Annotated in this window: 15 protein-coding genes and 3 pseudogenes; 7 read left to right on the top strand and 11 right to left on the bottom strand. The window is 70.8% G+C overall.

The features are described 5' to 3' along the window. Positions 1-16: 16 nt before the first annotated feature. Entirely contained in the window at positions 17-358 is a 342-nt protein-coding gene (locus SLUN_RS20745) for an HD domain-containing protein (protein ID WP_108150484.1), read from the bottom strand. A 37-nt stretch (positions 359-395) separates the two neighbouring features. On the opposite strand from SLUN_RS20745, the gene SLUN_RS20740 reads away from it, so the two are divergent. After that, on the top strand, positions 396-731 hold the full coding sequence (locus tag SLUN_RS20740) for a DUF8825 domain-containing protein (RefSeq protein ID WP_108150482.1): 336 nt from the start codon (positions 396-398) through the stop codon (positions 729-731). Positions 732-772: 41 nt separating this feature from the next. Here SLUN_RS20740 and SLUN_RS20735 read toward each other — a convergent pair whose 3' ends face one another. Beyond that, positions 773-1,969 (bottom strand): aminotransferase class V-fold PLP-dependent enzyme, encoded by a 1,197-nt coding sequence (locus SLUN_RS20735; RefSeq protein ID WP_108150480.1) that lies wholly within the window; start codon positions 1,967-1,969, stop codon positions 773-775. A 154-nt stretch (positions 1,970-2,123) separates the two neighbouring features. Between SLUN_RS20735 and SLUN_RS20730 the strand changes: the two genes are divergently transcribed. Then, positions 2,124-2,864 (top strand): PP2C family protein-serine/threonine phosphatase, encoded by a 741-nt coding sequence (locus tag SLUN_RS20730; protein WP_108150479.1) that lies wholly within the window; start codon positions 2,124-2,126, stop codon positions 2,862-2,864. Between the two features lie 249 nt (positions 2,865-3,113). Here SLUN_RS20730 and SLUN_RS41395 read toward each other — a convergent pair whose 3' ends face one another. Then, the gene (locus tag SLUN_RS41395; RefSeq protein ID WP_257153768.1) at positions 3,114-3,248 is read right to left on the bottom strand and encodes a hypothetical protein; all 135 of its coding nucleotides are present in this window, start codon (positions 3,246-3,248) and stop codon (positions 3,114-3,116) included. A gap of 186 nt (positions 3,249-3,434) precedes the next feature. On the opposite strand from SLUN_RS41395, the gene SLUN_RS20725 reads away from it, so the two are divergent. Continuing rightward, a complete protein-coding gene (locus tag SLUN_RS20725) occupies positions 3,435-5,354 on the top strand; it encodes a protein-arginine deiminase domain-containing protein (protein ID WP_254709961.1) in 1,920 nt (639 codons plus the stop codon). 106 nt (positions 5,355-5,460) lie between these two features. On the opposite strand, the gene SLUN_RS20720 is transcribed toward SLUN_RS20725, so the two are convergent. Both SLUN_RS20720 and SLUN_RS20715 read right to left on the bottom strand, forming a co-directional pair. Next, positions 5,461-7,890 carry a SpoIIE family protein phosphatase gene (locus SLUN_RS20720; protein WP_257153767.1) on the bottom strand — a complete coding sequence of 810 codons (2,430 nt, stop codon included), beginning with the start codon at positions 7,888-7,890 and terminating at the stop codon, positions 5,461-5,463. A gap of 415 nt (positions 7,891-8,305) precedes the next feature. Beyond that, a complete protein-coding gene (locus SLUN_RS20715) occupies positions 8,306-8,803 on the bottom strand; it encodes a phospholipase (protein ID WP_108150473.1) in 498 nt (165 codons plus the stop codon). 392 nt (positions 8,804-9,195) lie between these two features. Here SLUN_RS20715 and SLUN_RS20710 point away from each other — a divergent pair, with 392 nt between their 5' ends. The 3 genes and pseudogenes from SLUN_RS20710 to SLUN_RS42395 form a co-directional block, all read left to right on the top strand. Next, the gene (locus tag SLUN_RS20710) at positions 9,196-10,113 is read left to right on the top strand and encodes a hypothetical protein (RefSeq protein ID WP_254709960.1); all 918 of its coding nucleotides are present in this window, start codon (positions 9,196-9,198) and stop codon (positions 10,111-10,113) included. Positions 10,114-10,354: 241 nt separating this feature from the next. Next, a pseudogene (locus SLUN_RS20705) lies at positions 10,355-12,055 on the top strand (NPCBM/NEW2 domain-containing protein); the annotation flags it as partial. Positions 12,056-12,088: 33 nt separating this feature from the next. Beyond that, a pseudogene (locus SLUN_RS42395) lies at positions 12,089-12,514 on the top strand (NPCBM/NEW2 domain-containing protein); the annotation flags it as partial. A 24-nt stretch (positions 12,515-12,538) separates the two neighbouring features. Here SLUN_RS42395 and SLUN_RS20700 read toward each other — a convergent pair. After that, positions 12,539-13,441 (bottom strand): HAD-IIA family hydrolase, encoded by a 903-nt coding sequence (locus tag SLUN_RS20700; protein WP_257153933.1) that lies wholly within the window; start codon positions 13,439-13,441, stop codon positions 12,539-12,541. A gap of 63 nt (positions 13,442-13,504) precedes the next feature. Here SLUN_RS20700 and SLUN_RS20695 point away from each other — a divergent pair. Further along, positions 13,505-14,131, top strand: a pseudogene (locus tag SLUN_RS20695) (phosphoribosyltransferase); the annotation flags it as partial. A gap of 12 nt (positions 14,132-14,143) precedes the next feature. Here the strand turns inward: SLUN_RS20695 and SLUN_RS20690 are convergent. The 5 genes from SLUN_RS20690 to SLUN_RS20670 form a co-directional block, all read right to left on the bottom strand. Beyond that, a complete protein-coding gene (locus SLUN_RS20690) occupies positions 14,144-14,326 on the bottom strand; it encodes a hypothetical protein (RefSeq protein ID WP_108150464.1) in 183 nt (60 codons plus the stop codon). Positions 14,327-14,438: 112 nt separating this feature from the next. Continuing rightward, positions 14,439-15,167 carry a cation efflux transmembrane domain-containing protein gene (locus SLUN_RS20685; RefSeq protein WP_108150462.1) on the bottom strand — a complete coding sequence of 243 codons (729 nt, stop codon included), beginning with the start codon at positions 15,165-15,167 and terminating at the stop codon, positions 14,439-14,441. Next, positions 15,167-15,502, bottom strand: coding sequence for an ArsR/SmtB family transcription factor (locus SLUN_RS20680; protein ID WP_108150460.1), 336 nt, complete (start codon positions 15,500-15,502; stop codon positions 15,167-15,169). The genes SLUN_RS20685 and SLUN_RS20680 overlap by 1 nt, the downstream gene beginning before the upstream one ends. 50 nt (positions 15,503-15,552) lie before the next feature. Then, complete coding sequence (locus tag SLUN_RS20675) at positions 15,553-16,092, bottom strand: PadR family transcriptional regulator (protein ID WP_108150458.1); 540 nt, start codon at positions 16,090-16,092, stop codon at positions 15,553-15,555. A 64-nt stretch (positions 16,093-16,156) separates the two neighbouring features. Then, positions 16,157-18,208 carry an NADPH-dependent 2,4-dienoyl-CoA reductase gene (locus SLUN_RS20670; protein WP_108150456.1) on the bottom strand — a complete coding sequence of 684 codons (2,052 nt, stop codon included), beginning with the start codon at positions 18,206-18,208 and terminating at the stop codon, positions 16,157-16,159. Between the last annotated feature and the right edge of the window lie 402 nt (positions 18,209-18,610).

The following is an 18,610-nucleotide window of genomic DNA, read 5'->3' as shown; positions in this document are numbered from 1 at the left end:
GGACATAGGGCGTGTCTCAGGGCGCGAACGTCCCGGCGTGAGAGGCGGCCACGCGCTCCACCCGGGGCCGCCAGTGCTCCAGGCCCGCCACCCTGAGGCCCACGACCTTCCCCGCGTCGTCGGCGCGGCGCAGCGCGACCGCCGCCGGAGAGTCGGGGTCCGCCTCGAACGCGTTCTGCTCCTGCGGAGTGATCGGCCCGCCCTGGAGCGCGAGCGTACGCGTGCTCTCCGGGGACAGCCCGGCCGCGCACTCCGGATCGGCCGCCGCGAGATACCGCTTGGCGGGGATGTGGAGCGCGACCAGCCGTGCGACCCGTGGTCCCAGCAGCCCGGAGACCGCCGCGGCTGCTCTCGGCATCGCCCAACTATAAATCGAACAGGCGTACCATTCCCATGTGGCTGAAACGTACGACTTCCCCGACGACCTCCGCACCGCGCAGCTCGACCTGCACCGGACGCGCGCCGAGTACGCGGCGCTGTGCCGGACCCTGCCGTGGTCGGTGGCTCCGGAGCCGGGCTGGACGAGCGAGAAGCACGTACTGGGCGATCGCGTCGTGTCGTTCCCGGCCAGCCCGGGCTATACCGCCGAACAGCTGGCCGAGGAGCAGCGGCTGCGTCGGCGGCTGCTCGAACTGTCGGTCACGGTGAGCACGCATCCGTACTGGGCAACGCTCGCAGGGGACGTCGTCGACGCGCGGTCGGCACTGAAACACGCTGACGAGGCGCCGTAGGACCACGCGCCGCAGCACCGGGCACCGTGGACCGACAGGCCTCACCGCCGCTCGCCCGCGCCCCGCGCCACGTCGGCGATCACTTCGACGGCACGGTCGATCTCCGCCTCGGTGTTGTAGTAGTGCGGCGAGAGCCTCACCAACGGATGCACCCCACGCTCCTCGGTGTCGAACTGCGTGTGCGCCGGCGTGGTCGTCGTGACGTTGATGTGGTGCAGCGCCAGGGTGGCGGCGACGTCCTCGGTCGCGACGCCGTCGACCTTCGCGGTCACGATCGCGCACTTCTCGCGGCCCAGGTCGTACGTGGTGACACCGGGCAGGGCCTCGAGCCGGTCCCGCAGCCGGCCGCCGAGTGTGACGGCCCGCTTGCCGATCTCCTCCATCCCCAGATCGAGCGCCTGTCGTACGGCCGCGCTCAGCCCCAGGACATTCGAGTAGCTCATCTCCCACGTGGCGAAGCGCCGCGCCCCCGGCTGCCAGGTGAAGCCGCGCCCGCCGTCCCAGGTGGCCGCCTCGATGTCAATGACGTGCGGGTCGAGGTGTTCCAGCGCTTCGCCGCGCACCCACAGGAACCCTGTTCCGCGCGGCCCGCGCAGGAACTTGCGGCCGGTGGCGCTGAGCATGTCGCAGCCGATCTCGCGTACGTCGACGGGGAACTGACCGACCGACTGGGTGGCGTCCAGCAGGAAGGGCACCCCGGCGGCCCGGGCGATCCGGCCGATCTCGGCGGCCGGGTTGACCAGACCGCCGCTGGTGGGGATGTGGCTGACCCCGACCAGCCTGGTGCGCTCGTCGATGAGCGCGGCAAGGGCGGTCGTGTCCAGTTGTCCCGACGCGTCATTGGGGACCACGACAACCTCGGCGCCGGTGCGCTCGGCGATCTGGAGGTAGGCCAGGACGTTGCTGCCGTACTCGGCCCGGCCGGTCAGGATGCGGTCGCCGGGCCGGAAGGCCGGGGCCAGCGAGTAGAACGCGGCATTCCAGGCGTGCGTGGAGTTGCCGAAGAGCGCCACCTCATCGGCCCGGCCGCCCACGAGCTCGGCGATATGCGTGTACGTCGCGTCGACGCGCTCCTTTTCCTGGTCGGCCGCCTCGTAGCCGCCGATGGCGGCCTCGAGCTCCAGGTGGGAGGTCATCGCCCGCAGTGTCCGCCGGGACAGCAGGCCGGCCCCCGCACTGTTGAGATGCACGCGGTTGGCGCAGCCCGGGGTGTCACGGCGGAGCGCGTCGATGTCCATGCGGATGCCTTCCCATCGGTCCGATTCGTTTCATCTCTCACGTTCCCGAACGGCGGAGTTCGATCACCACCGCTGTACGAGGAGCGCGTCACAATGGTGGGGAGGGACAGTGGAGAGGGACACACCTGCCGTTACGGAAAGGCGGGACCTTTCGGTGCCGTACATAGCTGTGACCGCCTTGAGCCACGTCGGGCTGATCCGCGAGCACAACGAGGACAGCCTCGTCGTAGGGCCGTGGACGCTGTGCGGCACGGTGACCGAGAACCCCCAGACGCTGCTGTTCCCCCTTGGCACACCGCTCGTCGTCGCGGTCGCCGACGGGCTCGGCGGGCAGCCGGGCGGTGAGGTGGCCAGTGCTCTGGTCGCCCGGCAGCTCGCTTCCCTCGGCCCTTCGCTGGACGGCGAGGAAGCCGTCCGGGACGCCCTGGACGTCTGCAACCAGGCGGTGTACTCGGCCGCTCGCGGCCGTCCTGAACTGGTCACCATGGGGACCACCATCGCGGGCACCCTCGTCCTGGCGGATTCGCTGCTGACGTTCAATGTCGGCGACAGCAAGGTGTTCGACGCGGCCCAGGACGGACTTCGCCAGGTGAGCGTGGACGACAGCCCACCGCTGGCTCCCGGACAGCGCACCACGTCGGCCGTCACGCAGACGCTCGGCGGCAGCTCCGTTTTCATGGGCGTCACGGCCCATGTCACGGTCTCCGCGCTGTCCACGGGCGATCGCTACCTGGTGTGCACCGACGGGCTCACGGACCCGGTGCCGGACGATGCGCTCGACGGCCTGCTGCGGGTGTACGACGACGGCCGGGCCGCCTTCGAGTTGTGGAAGGCGGCCATCGAGGCGGGTGGCCCCGACAACATCACGCTCGCGATGGTGCGCATCGGCGAGTAGCGCCTTCCCCGGGTGCCGCACGGGGCGCTCGCCCGGAGGGCGGGTGCCTGCCCTGTCCCTCGGACGCCAGGGGCTACGGGCCGAGGCAGGGGCCACGGTCGCCTCAGGGCGCCGCTCCCCCTGTCCACATCCGTGGCGACGGGCGAGGCCCTTCGACCGGTAGACCCGGTAGACCCGGTGACGGCAGACGTCGTCGCTCGCCGAAGCGGTCCACTCCGGCTCGATGCCTTCCCTCGCCTCGTAGAGCCGTCAGGACCATGGGCGCGGCGCGCGCATAGTCGCCCGGGCGACGAGGGCCGCTGTGGACCCGGCCGACGCATTGCGGGCCGCGTCGATGCCGAAGACCCGGTAGGTGGCGGTCGGCCTGCCCACCAGCCTTTTCATTCCGCCGCACCAGACGCCCCCATACCCCGGCACGCCTGATTCCTCGTCATGCCCGGGTCTGACACCGCCTCCTCCACCAGTCGCGCCCCACCCGCCCCCGGGATGATCCCGGCGCCCGCAGGCAACGGACCGCTCGTCCCCGCCCTCTTCCGGTTCGGTAACCGAACCTCAGGAAGGGACAGCATCTTGGGTACGAGCCATGCGAGACACGCGGCACTGGCCATCACCGTGATCGGGGCCGTACTGGCGCCCGCGTCACCGGCGTTCGCCGCCGAGCCGCCCACGATCGACCTCCGGGCGGATGTGAACCGGGACGGGCGCGTCGATGTCACCGGTGCGACGGACACCGAGGGGGAGGACAGTTGGTCCCCCGGGAGAGGAGCTGTCTTCCTGCCCAACATCGACGACGACACCAAACGGTGCGCGGTCAAGGGCCCGGGCGGCAAGCCCCTGCCGGATGCCAAACTCGCCGCCTGCAATGACGCCACCGACGCCAAGGTGAACGGCGCCGACGACCTGGCCGACCTGGCCCGGGTGCGTTCCGTGCCGATGGCGAAGCTGCCCGCGGACGCGACGGGTGCGCTGAGGGTCGTGACCGGCGGCAAGAACACCCGGGTTTTCTTCAAGCGCTCCACCGGCTGGGCCCTGGTCACGGCCAAGACCCGGCTGTCCGCCGCCGAGCTCCGCTCCGGTGTGGAGCTCGGAGTCGAGAGCACCGACGTCATACGCGACAGCGCGGTCTGGGACGGCCGCGCCGTGATCCGCCTGACCGTGACATCCGGCGGGAAGAGCAATTCGGACGATGTCACCCTGCGCGTCGCCCCGCTCCTGACCCACCACCACCTGCAGAACGCGCAGCAGTTGCTGGTCACCAGGCTGCCGGGGAAGGACGACTACGCGCGTCGGCAGCAGGCGTTCGTCAAGGGCCTTGCGGCAGGGGTCAAGGCGGCCGGGATCAGCAAGCCGCTGGTCACCTTCGACAAGTACCAGGACGTCTGGGCACAGGACTTCGTCGAACCTGGCTATGTGAGCATGGCCGGTCCCGGTGGGCGGCAGCAGGTGATGCGCGTGATGCTGCGGTCGGCGCAGGCCGACCGTGAGGCCGGCCGGGAGCTGTTCGAGAAGCTGCGCGGCAACGGCGTGGGAGTGGTGCAGGTCTCCGGGGTCCGTGACTCGGAGGAGTGGACGCTCAACTCGATGGGGAACCTGGAGACCATCCCTCCGTACAGCCAGGGCGGCCGGTCCTTCCCGGCCGGGCGCATCATCATGGGCGAGCGCAAGGACAACGGCTCGAAGCCCGCGCAGGCCATGCGTACGCTGCTCAAGTCCCAGGGCTTCCAGGATCCGCTGCTGCTGGACACCTCATGGCTGCACGTGGGCCACGTTGACGAATTCGTCCAGTTCCTCCCTGCTGACACCCCTCGTGGCTGGAAGATCGCGATCGCCGACCCGGACGCGGGACTGCGGTTGCTGCGCGAGGCGAAAGCGGCCGGCCACGGCGGCACACGGATGTTCTCGGTGCCGGGCAGCAAGGACATGCCCGCCCCGAAGGAGACCATCAGCCAGGCGCTCGCCTCGAAGTGGCTGGTGGCCGACAACACCATGGCCGCCAAGCGGATCAAGGCGAATCTTGAGGTGCTCAGGCGCAAGACGGGCGTGACCGACTCCGAGGTCGTGCGGGTGCCCGCCCTGTACACGCGGGGTACGGAGGACTCCGAGCGGGGTGACAGCATGCCGCGGCTGTCGCGGATGGGCGCGGGAGAGGCACCGGACGCCGTCCGGCAGTACGGACAGCAGAAGGAGCTCGCGAGGCACCGCGACCGCGACGGCTTGGCGGCCCCGGAAACCGTCATGACCAGCGCTTACGTCCCGGGAGCTGTCAACGGGATCGTGCTCGGCAGAGACCGCTACCTGGCCCCTCGGCAGTGGGGACCGGTCATCGGCGGCAAGGACATCTTCACCGCCGCCGTGAACGCCGCGTACACGGGCGCGGGCATGAAGGTGTCGTACCTCGACGACTGGTACACATACCACCTCGGCCAGGGCGAGGTGCACTGCGGCACGAACACGCTGCGCGATGCCTCGGCCCCCTGGTGGAAGCCGTAGCGGGCCATTGGTCGACACGGGTGCGCACGTCCGCCACGGCGGCGTGCGCACCACTCGTTCCGGCAGGGCACACGCGTCGCCGCGTCAGGGCTCGCGCGTCGTCGCGTCAGGGCACACGCGTCGTCACGCCCGGCTCACGCGGCTGCAGGGCCACTTCGGCCCACACCTGCTTGCCGCCGCTGAGCGGCACGGAGCCGTACGCCTCCGACACCGCCTCGACGAGCATGATGCCCCGGCCCCCCGTCGCCTCCCAGTTCACGTTCGACGGTTTGACGGGCGCGCGCGGCGACGAGTCGCTCGCCGCCACCCGCAGGCGCTCCCCGGTGAGCGTGAGGTCGAGGCGCACCTGGCCCTGGGTGTGCACCAGGGCATTGGTGACCAGCTCGGAGACGATCAGCAAAATCGCGTCCCTCTCCTCCGTCACCCTCCAGGAGCGCAGCATCCGGGAGGTGAAGCGGCGGGCGTGTGCGACGGCGTCGGGCAGCCGCCACACCGTCCAGCCCGCACGGAGCGGCCGGACCCCTATCCCGTCGTAGCGCAGGAGCAGCAGGGCCACGTCGTCGTCACGCCGGTTGACGCCGCCGAGCAGCTGGTCCGCCATCCGCCCGACGTCGGTCGGGTCGGCGGTGGACAGTGCGTCGCACACGCGCCGCATGCCGTCCTCCAGGTGGAGGCTCGAGGACTCGACCAGGCCGTCCGTCAGCAGGGTGAGCACCGCGCCGGGGGCCAGGGCGACGGTGGTCATCGGGAACTCCGCCTCCGCGAGCACACCCAGCGGCGGCCCGCCCTCGATCACCACCTCCCGGGTGCTGCCGTCCGGGTCGCGCAGCAGCGGTGGCAGGTGTCCCGCCCGTACGCACCAGGCGTCGCCCTCCTCCATGTCGATGGCGACATAGCAGCAGGTGGCGAAGAGGTCGGTCTCCATGCCGACGAGCAGGCGGTTGGCGCGGGAGACGACCACGTCGGGCGGGTGGCCCTCGACGGCGTAGGCCCTGATCGCCGTACGCATCTGGCCCATGATCGTCGCGGCGCCCGCGTTGTGGCCCTGCACGTCCCCGACGACCAGCGCCACATGGTTCTCGGAGAGCGGGATCACGTCGTACCAGTCGCCCCCGACCGCGAGTCCCACCGTCGCGGGCAGATAGCGGGCGACAGCCACTCCGCCCGGCAGATTCGGCAGCTTGCGCGGCAGCAGGCTGCGCTGGAGCATCGTCGCCAGCTCGTGCTCTGCGTCCAGCGAACGGGCCCGCACCAGGGCCTGCCCGACCAGGCCCGCCGTCGCGGTGAGCAGGGACCGTTCCTCGGGGCCGAACTCGTGCGGCTCGTCCCAGCCGATCAGGCAGGAGCCGACCACCCGGCCCTCCGCGGGAAGCGCCAGGACGGCGAGACCGCCGGGGCCGATGCCCGCGAGGCCCGGTTCGAGGGCAGAGCCCGCCGTCCACAGGCTCATGCGGCCTTCGCGCAGCGCGGCCTCCAGCGTGGGCAGGGCACGGGCGGGCGCATCCGGCCACTCGGACCGCCATTCGGACCGCCAGAGCTCCGGCCAGGCCTCGGGTTCCGGTGGGTCGAGGACCGTGACCACCAGCCGGTCGGCCTCGAGTTCGGCGAGGGCCACCCGATCGGCTCCCAACGGGTCGCGCAGAGCGGCGACCACCGCCCGGCTGACGTCCCGGACGGTCATCGCGCCGGCCAGCGCGACGGACAGCCGCTGCACCCGGGAGACCTCGTCGGCGCTGGGCCTCAGATGCGCGGCGTCGGCGACCACGCCGAGCACGCGCTCCGGCTTGCCTCCGCCGTCCGCGAGCCGCCGGGCCCGCAGGCGCAGCCAGCGCAGTTCGCCGGTGGGGCGGCGGATACGGAATTCGAGCTCCCGTCCGCCGGAGGTCATATGGCCCGGCTCGACGATGGACATGAGCGAGGGCAGGTCGTCGGGGACGGTGTGCGCGAGGAGCGTCTCCACGCGTCCGTCGAAGGCGTCCTGCGGGATGTCGACCAGATCGAGCACCCGGGAGTCGGCGTCGATCTGCCCGGTGCTCAGGACCAGGGTGAACGAGCCGACGCAGAAGCGGTCCAGGGTGGGGCCCAGCATCGGGCGGGGTCCGGTACGGCCAATGGCGTGAGTGTTCGGTTCGCCGCCCGCTTCGAGCCATGCGGTGACCTGGTCTGCGTAGAGCTCCAGGAAGTTGCGCCGTTCGGCGTCGAAACCGTCGGCGACGTCGTCCACGACGACGAGACAGCCCACCGGCTGCCCGTTCGCCCCGAGGGGCAGGGCGCCCAGCGAGATCTGGGCGGGCAGGGTCTCGGGGCCGCTCTCGCCGTAGGAGGCGACCCCCACCGCGTTCAACCACAGGGGGCGACCGGTGCGGAAGGCGTCCACGACGGGAGCGTGAGCGGACGGGGGATAGCTGGGCAGCAGCCCGTACCGGGCGCCGGAGCCGCCGGCCGATTCCACCAGCTGCAGAGTGTCGTCGCGCTTGCCCGGCACATAGACGGCGGCCAGCGCCGCCCCACCGAATACCCGGATCCGCTCTCTCACAGTCGACAGCGCCTCCGTGGCCGGGGGTGGGCACGTTCTGCCCGGATCACAGGGCGCACCCGTGACACGGCGGCGCCATCGCCGGACGTCTCATCATCCCTCGCCATCCCTCGCCTCCGACAGGTCCGCGTCGGCAGAGCCGCCCGACGGAGGCGGCCCACCCACCTCGTCACGCGTCCGGGACCAGTCAGGGCCAGCGTAGGCAAGGGGAGCGCCGCGTGCCGGGTTCCGCGATTGTTCCTCGGCTCTGCGTCCCGCGCGGGCAAAGGCCCCAGGCACCCGGTCGTGGGTGACGCGCAGGGCAATCGCTTCTGTGTCATCGACACGAGCCGGGGCTGACGGACACCCCGCGGCCCCCGCAGCACACCGGGTCCTGGCGCATCCGCGTCCGGACCCGGTGCAGCCGCTTCAGCCGTCAGGCGGCCTGCTCCAGCCCGTTGGCGTCGGACATGGCCGCCGAGCGGCCGAAGATGTCGACCGCGTGGTAGTAGGTCCAGGCCGTGGCGTCGCAAGCCGACTTGGTGGCACCGGAGTAGTTGGCGCAGACGCGCTTGAGGTCCGCGTAGAAGGCGGAGTCGACGCGGGACTTGTTGGCGGAGAAGGTACCGGCCGCTTTGTAGTTGCGGTAGCCGAAGTCATGGCGGGCGCACGCGGTTTGGAAGGGGAAGCCGAACGGGTTGTCGGGCGAGGAGCTGCAGTAGTCCGTCGACCAGTCGAAGCCGTACGCGGCCCAGGCGCCCTGGTTGTGACGCGCGGCGTTCCAGGCGTTGTAGCTGGAGGCACTCGTCTGGGTCCAGGAACTGAGCACCTGCGGCTTGTCCGCGGGGGCCGCCGAGGCGGAGGCGGCCGGGATCAGGGCGAGGGGCACCGACAGAACGGCGGCGGCGAGGGGTAAGGCGAAACGGCGGCGCATGCGTGACCTCCGTGGATGGGGGGGCCGTGCACCCCGTGGGATCTCACGGGGTGATTCGAATGTGCCGCCATGTACCTGTCATGCATAGGGGGAACGAGGAAGGCATTGCGGGATTCCCAAAGCTTCCCGGCCTCCACGCCCTCGATTGGCCGGGGGAACCACAGGAGTTCAGGGCAACGGGAGTTTGGACACGTCGGTACGACCGGACGGCGCTTGCGGAGGGGTGGGTTCCGGCGGTGTCAGTGGCGCCTGTTAGCTTCCCGGTGCGTCACTGAGGAGCTTTACGGCCACCCCCCCTGGGTCCAGTTTGACCGGTACCTGACATTCGGTGACTTATGTGGACCGCACCCCGGTCCACCAGAACCGGAACGCTCCCTTGGAGGAGAAGCTTGATGAACAGCAGCGTGCTGGGACGCACCCTGGCCCGTGCGGCGGCCGTCCTCACGACGGCCGTGGCCGTGGCGGTGACGGCGGCCCCGCTGGCGGGCACCGCGCAGGCCCACGAAGCGGTGACGGGATCACTCAGTTTCAGCGGCGAGCCGGGCGAGTTCGTATCGGACGGGCAGTCCCACCAGTACACGGCCGGGGCGGTCGAGATGTTCGACGTCGCGGGGCCCACGAGCGAGGAAGCCGTGGGCATCACGGTCGTCACGACCGAAGGCAAGCGCTGGTCCCTCCACCTGGAGGCTCCAGTCGGCCAGAAGCTGACCGACGGCGCCACCTTCACCAACGCGTCGCGCTGGCCCTACGCCCAGCCGGAGGACCCCAAGCTCCAGTTCGGCGAGACCGATCGCTGGTGCGACACCAGCACCGGCTCCTTCACCATTTCCCACATCGCCTACGGCCCCTACGGCTACATCCGCGAACTCGACGCCACCTTCGAGCAGTACTGCGACGGATCGACGCTGCCCGTGCGGGGCGAGGTCCACGCCCGGACCGCCGAACCGCCGACCGAGCTCGCCGTCGGCCTGAACCTCGACACCACGGGCAAGATCGACAGCCGGACCGGCGAGATCACCGTCGGTGGCACGGTGACCTGCAACAAGCCGGCCCGGATCGCGCTCGCCGGCAACGTCGACCAGACGCAGAAGCGTGCGACGCCCGTCGGCTATTACGAGGAGCAGACCGTCATCTGCACCCCCGGAGCCCCGGTCCCGTGGACCGTCTCCTTCGCCAGCATGGAGCCCGGCACCACCTTCCAGCCCGGCACCGCCACAGTGCGCGGCGTGGGCAGGGCGGATGACCGCGACTACCCGGTGACCGTCAACACCGGCTACCAGACCGCCGAGGTCACTCTCCTCAAGTCCTGACCCCGACGCGGGCCCGGCACGGAGCCGGGCCCGCCCGCCGGTCACAAAGGCCAGGTGGAGCGATCGGGTCAGCACCTCGGGCGGGACGACGGCAGGGCCATCGGCAGCCGTGGCGGCAAACAGGCCGAGGAACCGGGAGCCCGCCCGCGCTCTTGACATGTGCCTGACCCGGCGCTGAGATGTGGTGGCTTTCGTTCGCCCCCGTTGGTTTGTGCGTCAGTCACCCCCACTGGAGCCGCACATGTACACCGAACGACACACCGTCAGAGCGCGCCTCGCCACCTTCGCCGCCACGCTCGGGCTGCTCGCAGGCGGTGGTGCGCTCACCGCCGTCACGGCGCAGGCCGCCCCAGCGCCCCCGGCGGCAGCCCCAACCCCGACCGCGGCCCCAGCCGTCGACAACGGCCTCGCCCGCACCCCCCAGATGGGGTTCAACAACTGGAACTCCACGCACTGCCGCGCGGAGTTCAACGAAGCGATGGTCAAGGGCATCGCCGACACCTTCGTCTCGCAAGGGCTCAAGGACGCCGGCTACACGTACGTCAACATCGACGACTGCTGGGCGCTGCCGCAGCGCGACGCCTCCGGGAACCTCGTCCCCGACCCCGTGCGCTTCCCCAACGGCATCAAGGCCGTTGCCGACTATGTGCACTCCAAGGGGCTCAAGTTCGGGATCTACTCCAGCGCCGGCACCAAGACCTGCGACGTACAGGGCTTTCCCGGCGGCCTCGGGCACGAGCAGCAGGATGCCGGCCTCTGGGCGTCCTGGGGCGTGGACTACCTGAAATACGACAACTGCAACAACACCGGCGCCGACGCCCAGCAGCGCTACACCGCGATGGCCAACGCGCTGAAGGCGACTGGCCGGCCGATCCTCTACAGCATCTGCGAGTGGGGCGAGAACCAGCCGTGGAACTGGGCGGCAAAGACCGGCAACTCATGGCGCACGACGGGGGACATCAGCGACAACTGGTCCAGCATGATCGGCATCGCGCACCGGAACCAGGGACTCGCTCCGTACGCCGGACCCGGCGCCTGGAACGACCCCGACATGCTCGAAGTCGGCAACGGCGGGATGACCGACACCGAGTACCGCACCCACTTCAGCCTCTGGGCACAGATGGCCGCGCCGCTGCTGATCGGCAGTGACCTGCGCAGCGCATCGCCCGCGACCCTCGCGATCCTGAAGAACACCGACGTCATCGCGGTCGACCAGGACAGCCTGGGCAAGCAGGGCACGGTGGTGTCGGGCTCCGGCGGTCTGGTGGTGATGTCCAAACCCCTGGCGGACGGCAGCCGTTCGGTGACCCTGACGAACGAGACCACCTCGGCGAGGACGGTCTCGACGACGGTGGAGGCGATCGGGATAGGCGGCGCCTCCTCTTACGCGCTCAAGGACCTCTGGTCCAAGCAGACCAGCACCACCACGGGCACGATCAGCGCTTCGGTGCCCGCCCACGGGACGGTGATGTACCGGGTGACGCCCGGCGCTCCGGTGCCGCCGCCGGCCGGGGTCAACCAGCTCAGCGAACTGGCGTGGACATCGGCGATCAACGGCTGGGGCCCGGTCGAGCGCGACCGCAGCAACGGCGAACAGGCCACCGGCGACGGACGGACCCTCACCATCGGCGGCACGACCTACGCCAAGGGCCTCGGCACGCACGCCGCGAGCGACATCACCTACCACCTCGGCGGCACCTGCCGGTCGCTGAGAGTCGACGTCGGCGTGGACGACGAGTCGACGGCGGGCGGTTCGGCCGTGTTCAGGATCTACCGCGACGCCGCCCTGGTCGCCGACAGCGGGCCGCGTACGGCGAGCGATCCGCCCACGCGCCTGAGCGCCGACCTCACCGGCGGTACGAAACTGAGGCTGGTCGTCACCGACGGCGGCGACGGCATCGACTACGACCACGCCGACTGGGCGGCACCCACGCTCACCTGCGGCAACGGCCCCGCGGCCGGTACGCACGCACTCAGCGACCTGCAGTGGGCGTCGGCGATCAACGGCTGGGGCCCGGTGGAGCGCGACCGCAGCAACGCCGAACAGGCCACCGACGACGGACGGACCCTCACCATCGGCGGCACGACCTACGCCAAGGGCCTCGGCACGCACGCCGCGAGCAGCATCACGTACTACCTCGGCGGCGGCTGCTCCACGCTCACCACCAGCGTCGGCATCGACGACGAGTCGGGGGGCGCGAACGGGTCGGCGGTCTTCCAGATCTACCGGGACGCCGCCAAGGTCGCCGACAGCGGCAGGCTCACGGGGGCCGAGGCACCCAGAGCGCTCACCGCGGATCTGTCCGGCGGTCTGGAGGTCAGGCTGGTCGTCACCGACAGCGGCGACGGCATCAACTACGACCACGCCGACTGGGCGGCACCCACGCTCACCTGCACCTGAGTCATGTGACCCCGATCCCGACGGCTACTCCTGTCGCTCCAGCAGGCCGGGCAGGCCGGGAAGATCGGCGAAGGAGTCGAGCACGTGGTCCGGTGTGCCGTCGGCCGCCCGGTGCGTCTCGGGCAGGTACTTGCCGGTCCTGACCAGTACGCCGGTGATGCCGACGCGCTGAGCGGCCAGTACATCGGATTCGATGTCGTCACCCACCATCAGCGTCTCGGCCGGGTCGGCGCCGAGGTGGGCGAGCGCGGTGGCGAAGAACGCCTCGGCGGGTTTGCCGGTGACTTCCGCCTCGACGCGGGCGGCCCGCTCCAGCCCCAGGAGGAAAGCCCCGGTGTCGAGGTCGAGTCCCCCGGCCGTACGCCAGTACAGGTTCCGGTGCATGGCGACCAGCCGGGCACCGCGCTGCAGATGACGGAACGCGGCGTTGAGGGCGTCGTAACCGAATGCGCTGCCCGCGCCGCCGAAGACGACGACGTCCGGGGCGACGTCCTCCTCGACGCCCTCGACAAGCGTCACGCCCTCGAGGTCGTCACGGACGTCGCCGGTGTTGATCAGTAGGCAGCGCGCGCCCGGGTAGTGCTCCCGCAGGTATGCCGCGGTGACGGCGGGTGCGGTGAGGATGTCGTCGACACCCACCGGAAAACCGGCCCGGGCCAGCTTCGCGGCGATCGAGGCGCGGCTCCGTGAGGTGTTGTTGGTGACGAGCGCCAGCGGCAGTCCCGCGGCACGCAGCCGCTCCATGGCCTCCGGCGCGCCGGGCAGCGGCTTCCAGGACACCGTGAGCACGCCGTCGATATCGATGAGCACCGCTCCGATTCGTGCCGAACGACCTGACTCCATACGCCCTCGCTCCATAGGACCGCGCTCCATAGAACCTCGCCTCCCTACGACCGACCGTCCCCGAGTTGCGAAACACCCGCAAATGGGATTGCGTCGAAGCAGATACGGGCGTGGTTTCTGTCTCCCCTGAGACGGGGGTGAACCACCGTGTTCTTCACCGACCGCGCGGACGCCGGACGCCGCCTCGCCGAAGCGCTACGGCACATCCAGGGGGAGAACCCCGTCGTCCTCGGCCTGCCCAGGGGCGGGGTCCCGGTGGCCTTCCAAGTGGCCCAGGAACTCGGCGCCCCCCTCGATGTGATCGTGGTCCGCAAGCTCGGCGTCCCGTACCACCGTGAGCTGGCGTTCGGCGCGATCGGCGAGGGCGGTGTCCGGGTGATCAGCGACGACATCGTCCGCCGCGGCCGGATCGGGCGGGAGGACCTCGCCTCGGTCGAGCGGGCCGAGGAGGCGGAACTCGTCCGTCAGGCACGGCGGTTCCGCGACGACCGGCCGCGGCTGTCACTCGAGGGCCGGACGGCGATCGTGGTGGACGACGGGATCGCGACGGGTGCCACCGCATCGGCCGCGTGCGAGGTCGTACGGGCCCAGGGCGCGGCCCGCGTCGTACTGGCGGTTCCGGTGGGGCCCCCGGACGCGGTCGCCTGGCTGCGCACCGAGGTGGACGAGGTGGTCTGCCTCTCCACGCCACGCGCGTTCTCCGCGGTCGGCGAGTGGTACGCGGACTTCTCCCAGACCCCTGACGAGGAGGTCGTCTCCCTGCTGGCACAGGCGGGGTAGGGCCGCTCAGGTCACCGCGATGAACAGGCCCAGCGTGACCACGGCGACGACGCAGCCGTACAGCGCCAGCGTCACGGAGCGCGCCTGGTCGGAGGGGTCGGTACTGCCTTCGCGGCAGAGGCCGCGGGCAGAGCTCAGGAGGAGGGCGAGGGCAGTCGCGGAACAGACGCCGATCAAGGAATCAATCACGCGGCGAGATTCTCACGTGTCGTCAGATGTCGCATTCCGGCGAGGCCGGACAGGTGAGGCCACCGTGCCGCCGCCGGTGCGGCCACCCGTCGGCGGTCGTGCCTCACAGGCCCTACGGCCTGTCCCGCGTCTTCGTCGCGCCGTCGCAGCAGGCGTCCGCGCAACCGCCGTTGGCGGCCGCACGATCCGTGGCATCCCCTGCCACAGGAGCCGCGCAGCAGCCGTCCCCCCGCCAGGCGTCCCGGCCCTCCTTCACCGCGACGGCGGCGATGACCAGCGCGGCGATCGGGTCGGCCCACGCCCAGCCGAGTGCCGCGTTCGCCACCAGGCCCACCAGCAGGACCGCGGACAAGTACGTACAGAGCAGGGTCTGCTTCGAATCGGCCACCGCCGAAGCGGACCCGAGTTCACGGCCGGCTCGGCGCTGCGCCGCCGACAGGAACGGCATGACCGCGAGCGAGGCCGCGGCGAGCACGATCCCGGGGACCGAGGTGCCGGCCTCGCCGCTGCCGGCCAGCGCGCGGACCGAGTCCGCGGTCACATAGGCGGCCAGGGCGAAGAAGGAGACGGCGATGATCCGCAGCGCCGTACGCTCCCGGGCCTCGCGCACCGCATCGTCGCGGGCGGAGAACTGCCAGGCCACCGCCGCCGCGGACGAGACCTCGACGACGGAGTCCAGGCCGAAGCCGATCAGTGCGGAGGAGGATGCGGCGGCGCCCGCGGTGATCGCGACGACCGCCTCGAGCACGTTGTACGTGATGGTGGCGGCGACCAGCAGCCGTATCCGGCGGGTCAGCGCGTCGCGCCGTGCCGGACCCGGGCCGAGGGATGTCGCCGGCATCAGCAGCAGTCCTTCTCGTCGGCGTCCGCACACGTCCGGTCGGCCTCCACGGCCACCACCGCGTCGCGGAGGTCGTCCAGCGCATGCCCGAGCCGCTTGTCCGCGAGCTCGTAGCGGGTGCGGCGTCCCACCGGCACCGCCACGACGAGGCCACAGTCCCGCAGGCACGCCAGGTGGTTCGACAGCCGCGTACGGGAAATGCCCAACTGCTCGGCCAGATCCGACGGATGGGCCGGCGCCTCGCGCAGGGCGAGCAGCAGGCGGCAGCGGATCGGGTCGGCGAGCGCACGGCCGAACCGGGTCAGGACCTCGACCTCGGACGCAAGATTCAGCATTCCCGAATGGTACAGGGAATCCTGAATTCAGGGAATCGTGAATCGGATCCTCAGGGATTCACGTGGAACGCCGCCAGCGCGTCGGTCAGCCACTTCGTCCAGAACGTCTCCAGCTCGATGCCCCCGCGCAGCACCAGATGACGCAGCCTGTCCTGCTCCGTGGTCGTCCTCTCCGGCGGGAAATCGCGCGCCTCGATGGCCGTGTACTCGGCCAACTGCCGCCGGTGCAGGGCCAGATGGCGCACCAGCTCGGCCTCGAGTCCCTCGCTGCCGACCACCCCCGCCGCGCGCAGCCGCAGCAGCAGCGGGTCGCGGACCGGCTTCGGGTCCTCGGCCTTCGTGACCCAGGCGGTCAGCTCCTCGCGGCCCGCGGGCAGGACCTCGTACTCCTTCTTCTGCCCGCGGGTCGGCTGCGCGGCCGGCAGTGCGCGGATATGCCCCGCCTGCTCCAGTTTCCCCAGCTCACGGTAGATCTGCTGATGCGTCGCCGACCAGAAGTAACCGATCGACCTGTCGAAGCGCCGGGTCAGCTCGAGACCCGACGAGGGCTTTTCGAGCAGGGCCGTCAGGATCGCGTGCGGGAGGGACATGACCCGATCCTAAGGACGCCCTTCATGACGGCTGCCCTGCCGGCTCCCACAGCGAGGACCGCCGTCACAGCGCCGCCCCGAGCCGCGTGCCCTGGTCGATGGCGCGCTTCGCGTCCAGCTCGGCCGCCACGTCCGCCCCGCCGATGAGGTGCACGGAGTGCCCGGCGGCGCTCAGCTCCTCGTACAGCGCGCGCTGCGGCTCCTGACCGGTGCACAGGACGACCGTGTCGACGGGGAGGACCCGGGCAGCGCCGTCGACGGTCACATGCAGGCCCTCGTCGTCGATCCGCTCGTACGTCGCACCCGCCGTCATCTGGACCCCGCGGTGCTTGAGTTCGGTGCGGTGGATCCAGCCCGTCGTCTTGCCCAGACCCGCACCGACCTTGCTCGCCTTGCGCTGCAGCAGGTGCACGGACCGTGGCGGCCGCGGGCGCACCGGCGCCGTCAGTCCGCCCGGCGCGCTGTAGTCGGTGTCCACGCCCCACTGACGGAAGTACGTCCCGGCGTCCAGGCTCGCGCCCTCCCCGCCGTCGGTCAGGAACTCGGCGACGTCGAAGCCGATACCGCCCGCGCCGATGACCGCGACGCGCTCGCCGACCGGAGCGCCGTCGCGCAGCACGTCGAGGTAGCTGAGAACGCTTCTGTGGTCGACGCCCTCTATCTCGGGGGTCCTCGGAATGACCCCGGTGGCGACGACGATCTCGTCGTACGCTGCCGACGCGAGATCGCCGGAGGTCACACGGACGCCCAACCGCAGCTCCACACCGTGGAGTTCGAGCTGGGTGCGGAAGTAGCGCAGCGTCTCGCCGAACTCCTCCTTGCCCGGGATCCGCTTGGCGATGTTCAGCTGACCGCCGATCTCGTCGGCCGCGTCGAAGAGCGTCACCTCGTGGCCGCGCTCGGCCGTCGAGACCGCGCAGGCGAGCCCTGCCGGGCCCGCGCCGATCACCGCGACGCGCTTGCGCACGCGGGTCGGGGAGAGGACGAGCTCGGTCTCGTGGCAGGCGCGCGGATTGACCAGGCAGGAGGTGATCTTCCCGCTGAAGGTGTGGTCGAGGCAGGCCTGGTTGCAGCCGATGCAAGTGTTGATGGTCTCCGCGCGGTCCGCCGTCGCCTTGGCGACGAACTCGGGGTCGGCGAGGAAGGGCCGGGCCATCGACACCATGTCCGCGCGCCCCTCGGCGAGCAACTGCTCGGCGACCTCAGGGGTGTTGATGCGGTTGCTGGTGATCAGCGGTACGGAGACGGACCCCATCAGCTTCTTGGTCACCCAGGTGTACGCGCCGCGCGGCACCGAGGTCGCGATGGTGGGGATACGGGCCTCGTGCCAGCCGATCCCGGTGTTGATGATCGTCGCTCCGGCCGCCTCGATCTCCTTGGCGAGCGTGATCACCTCCTGAAGCGAGGAACCGCCGGGCACCAGGTCCAGCATGGAGAGCCGGTAGATCAGGATGAAGTCCGGGCCGACCCGCTCACGGGTACGGCGGACGATCTCCAGGGGGAGCCGGATCCGGTTCTCGTACGAGCCGCCCCAGCGGTCGGTGCGGTGGTTGGTGGCGCTCGCGATGAACTCGTTGATGAAGTAGCCCTCGGAGCCCATGATCTCGACGCCGTCGTAGCCCGCGGACTTGGCCAGCCCCGCCGCCCGTACGAAGTCCTCGATGGTCTCCTCGACCTCGGCGTCGGTCAGGGCGTGCGGGACGAACGGGCTGATGGGGGCCTGGATGGCGCTCGGCGCGACCAGGTCCGCGTGGTAGGCGTACCGGCCGAAGTGCAGGATCTGCATCGCGATCCGGCCGCCCTGCGCGTGTACGGCGTCGGTGACGGCGCGGTGCTGTTCCGCCTCGGCCTCGGTGGTGAGCTTGGCGCCGCCCTCGTACGGACGGCCCCGGTCGTTGGGCGCGATACCGCCGGTGACGATGAGGCCGACACCGCCGCGGGCGCGGGCGGCGTAGAAGGCGGCCATCCGCTCGAAGCCGCGTTCCGCCTCCTCGAGACCGACGTGCATCGAGCCCATGAGCACCCGGTTGGGGAGGGTCGTGAACCCGAGGTCGAGCGGACTCAGCAGATGGGGGTACGGGCTGGGGCTCGTCGTCGAAGTCGTCGTCGGGCTCATCGGGGGCGCCTCCTCGGGCAGGGGTCGACGGTCCAGTTCTAGCGACCTCCCAGCGATTATGCAACAAAGTGCAAAAGATTCCTCGGGCCCGCTGCCCCGACAGTCCGACAAATGTGCTGATCAGTCGTACGGGTGATAGTGGCCAAGGAACCCCGCTGAGCTGCAATAGCGTGCCCCCGTGGCGGGATGGCAGCAGGTGAGTGCGCTGGGAGTCGCGGCAATTCTCGGCTCGCAGGGGGTGGGGATCGGGGCGGAGGTCTTGGCCCTGGTGCCCGGCGTGGCCGATGTGCCGGTGGTCGTGTCGGTGTCGGTCCACTTCGAGGACTGCACGCCAACGCCGACCCCAACGCCGACCCCAACGCCGACACCGACGCCGACGCCGACGCCGACCCCAACCCCGAC

This window comes from Streptomyces lunaelactis (genome assembly GCF_003054555.1).
GTDB lineage: Bacteria > Actinomycetota > Actinomycetes > Streptomycetales > Streptomycetaceae > Streptomyces > Streptomyces lunaelactis.
This window is presented reverse-complemented; position numbering and strand designations above follow the sequence as displayed.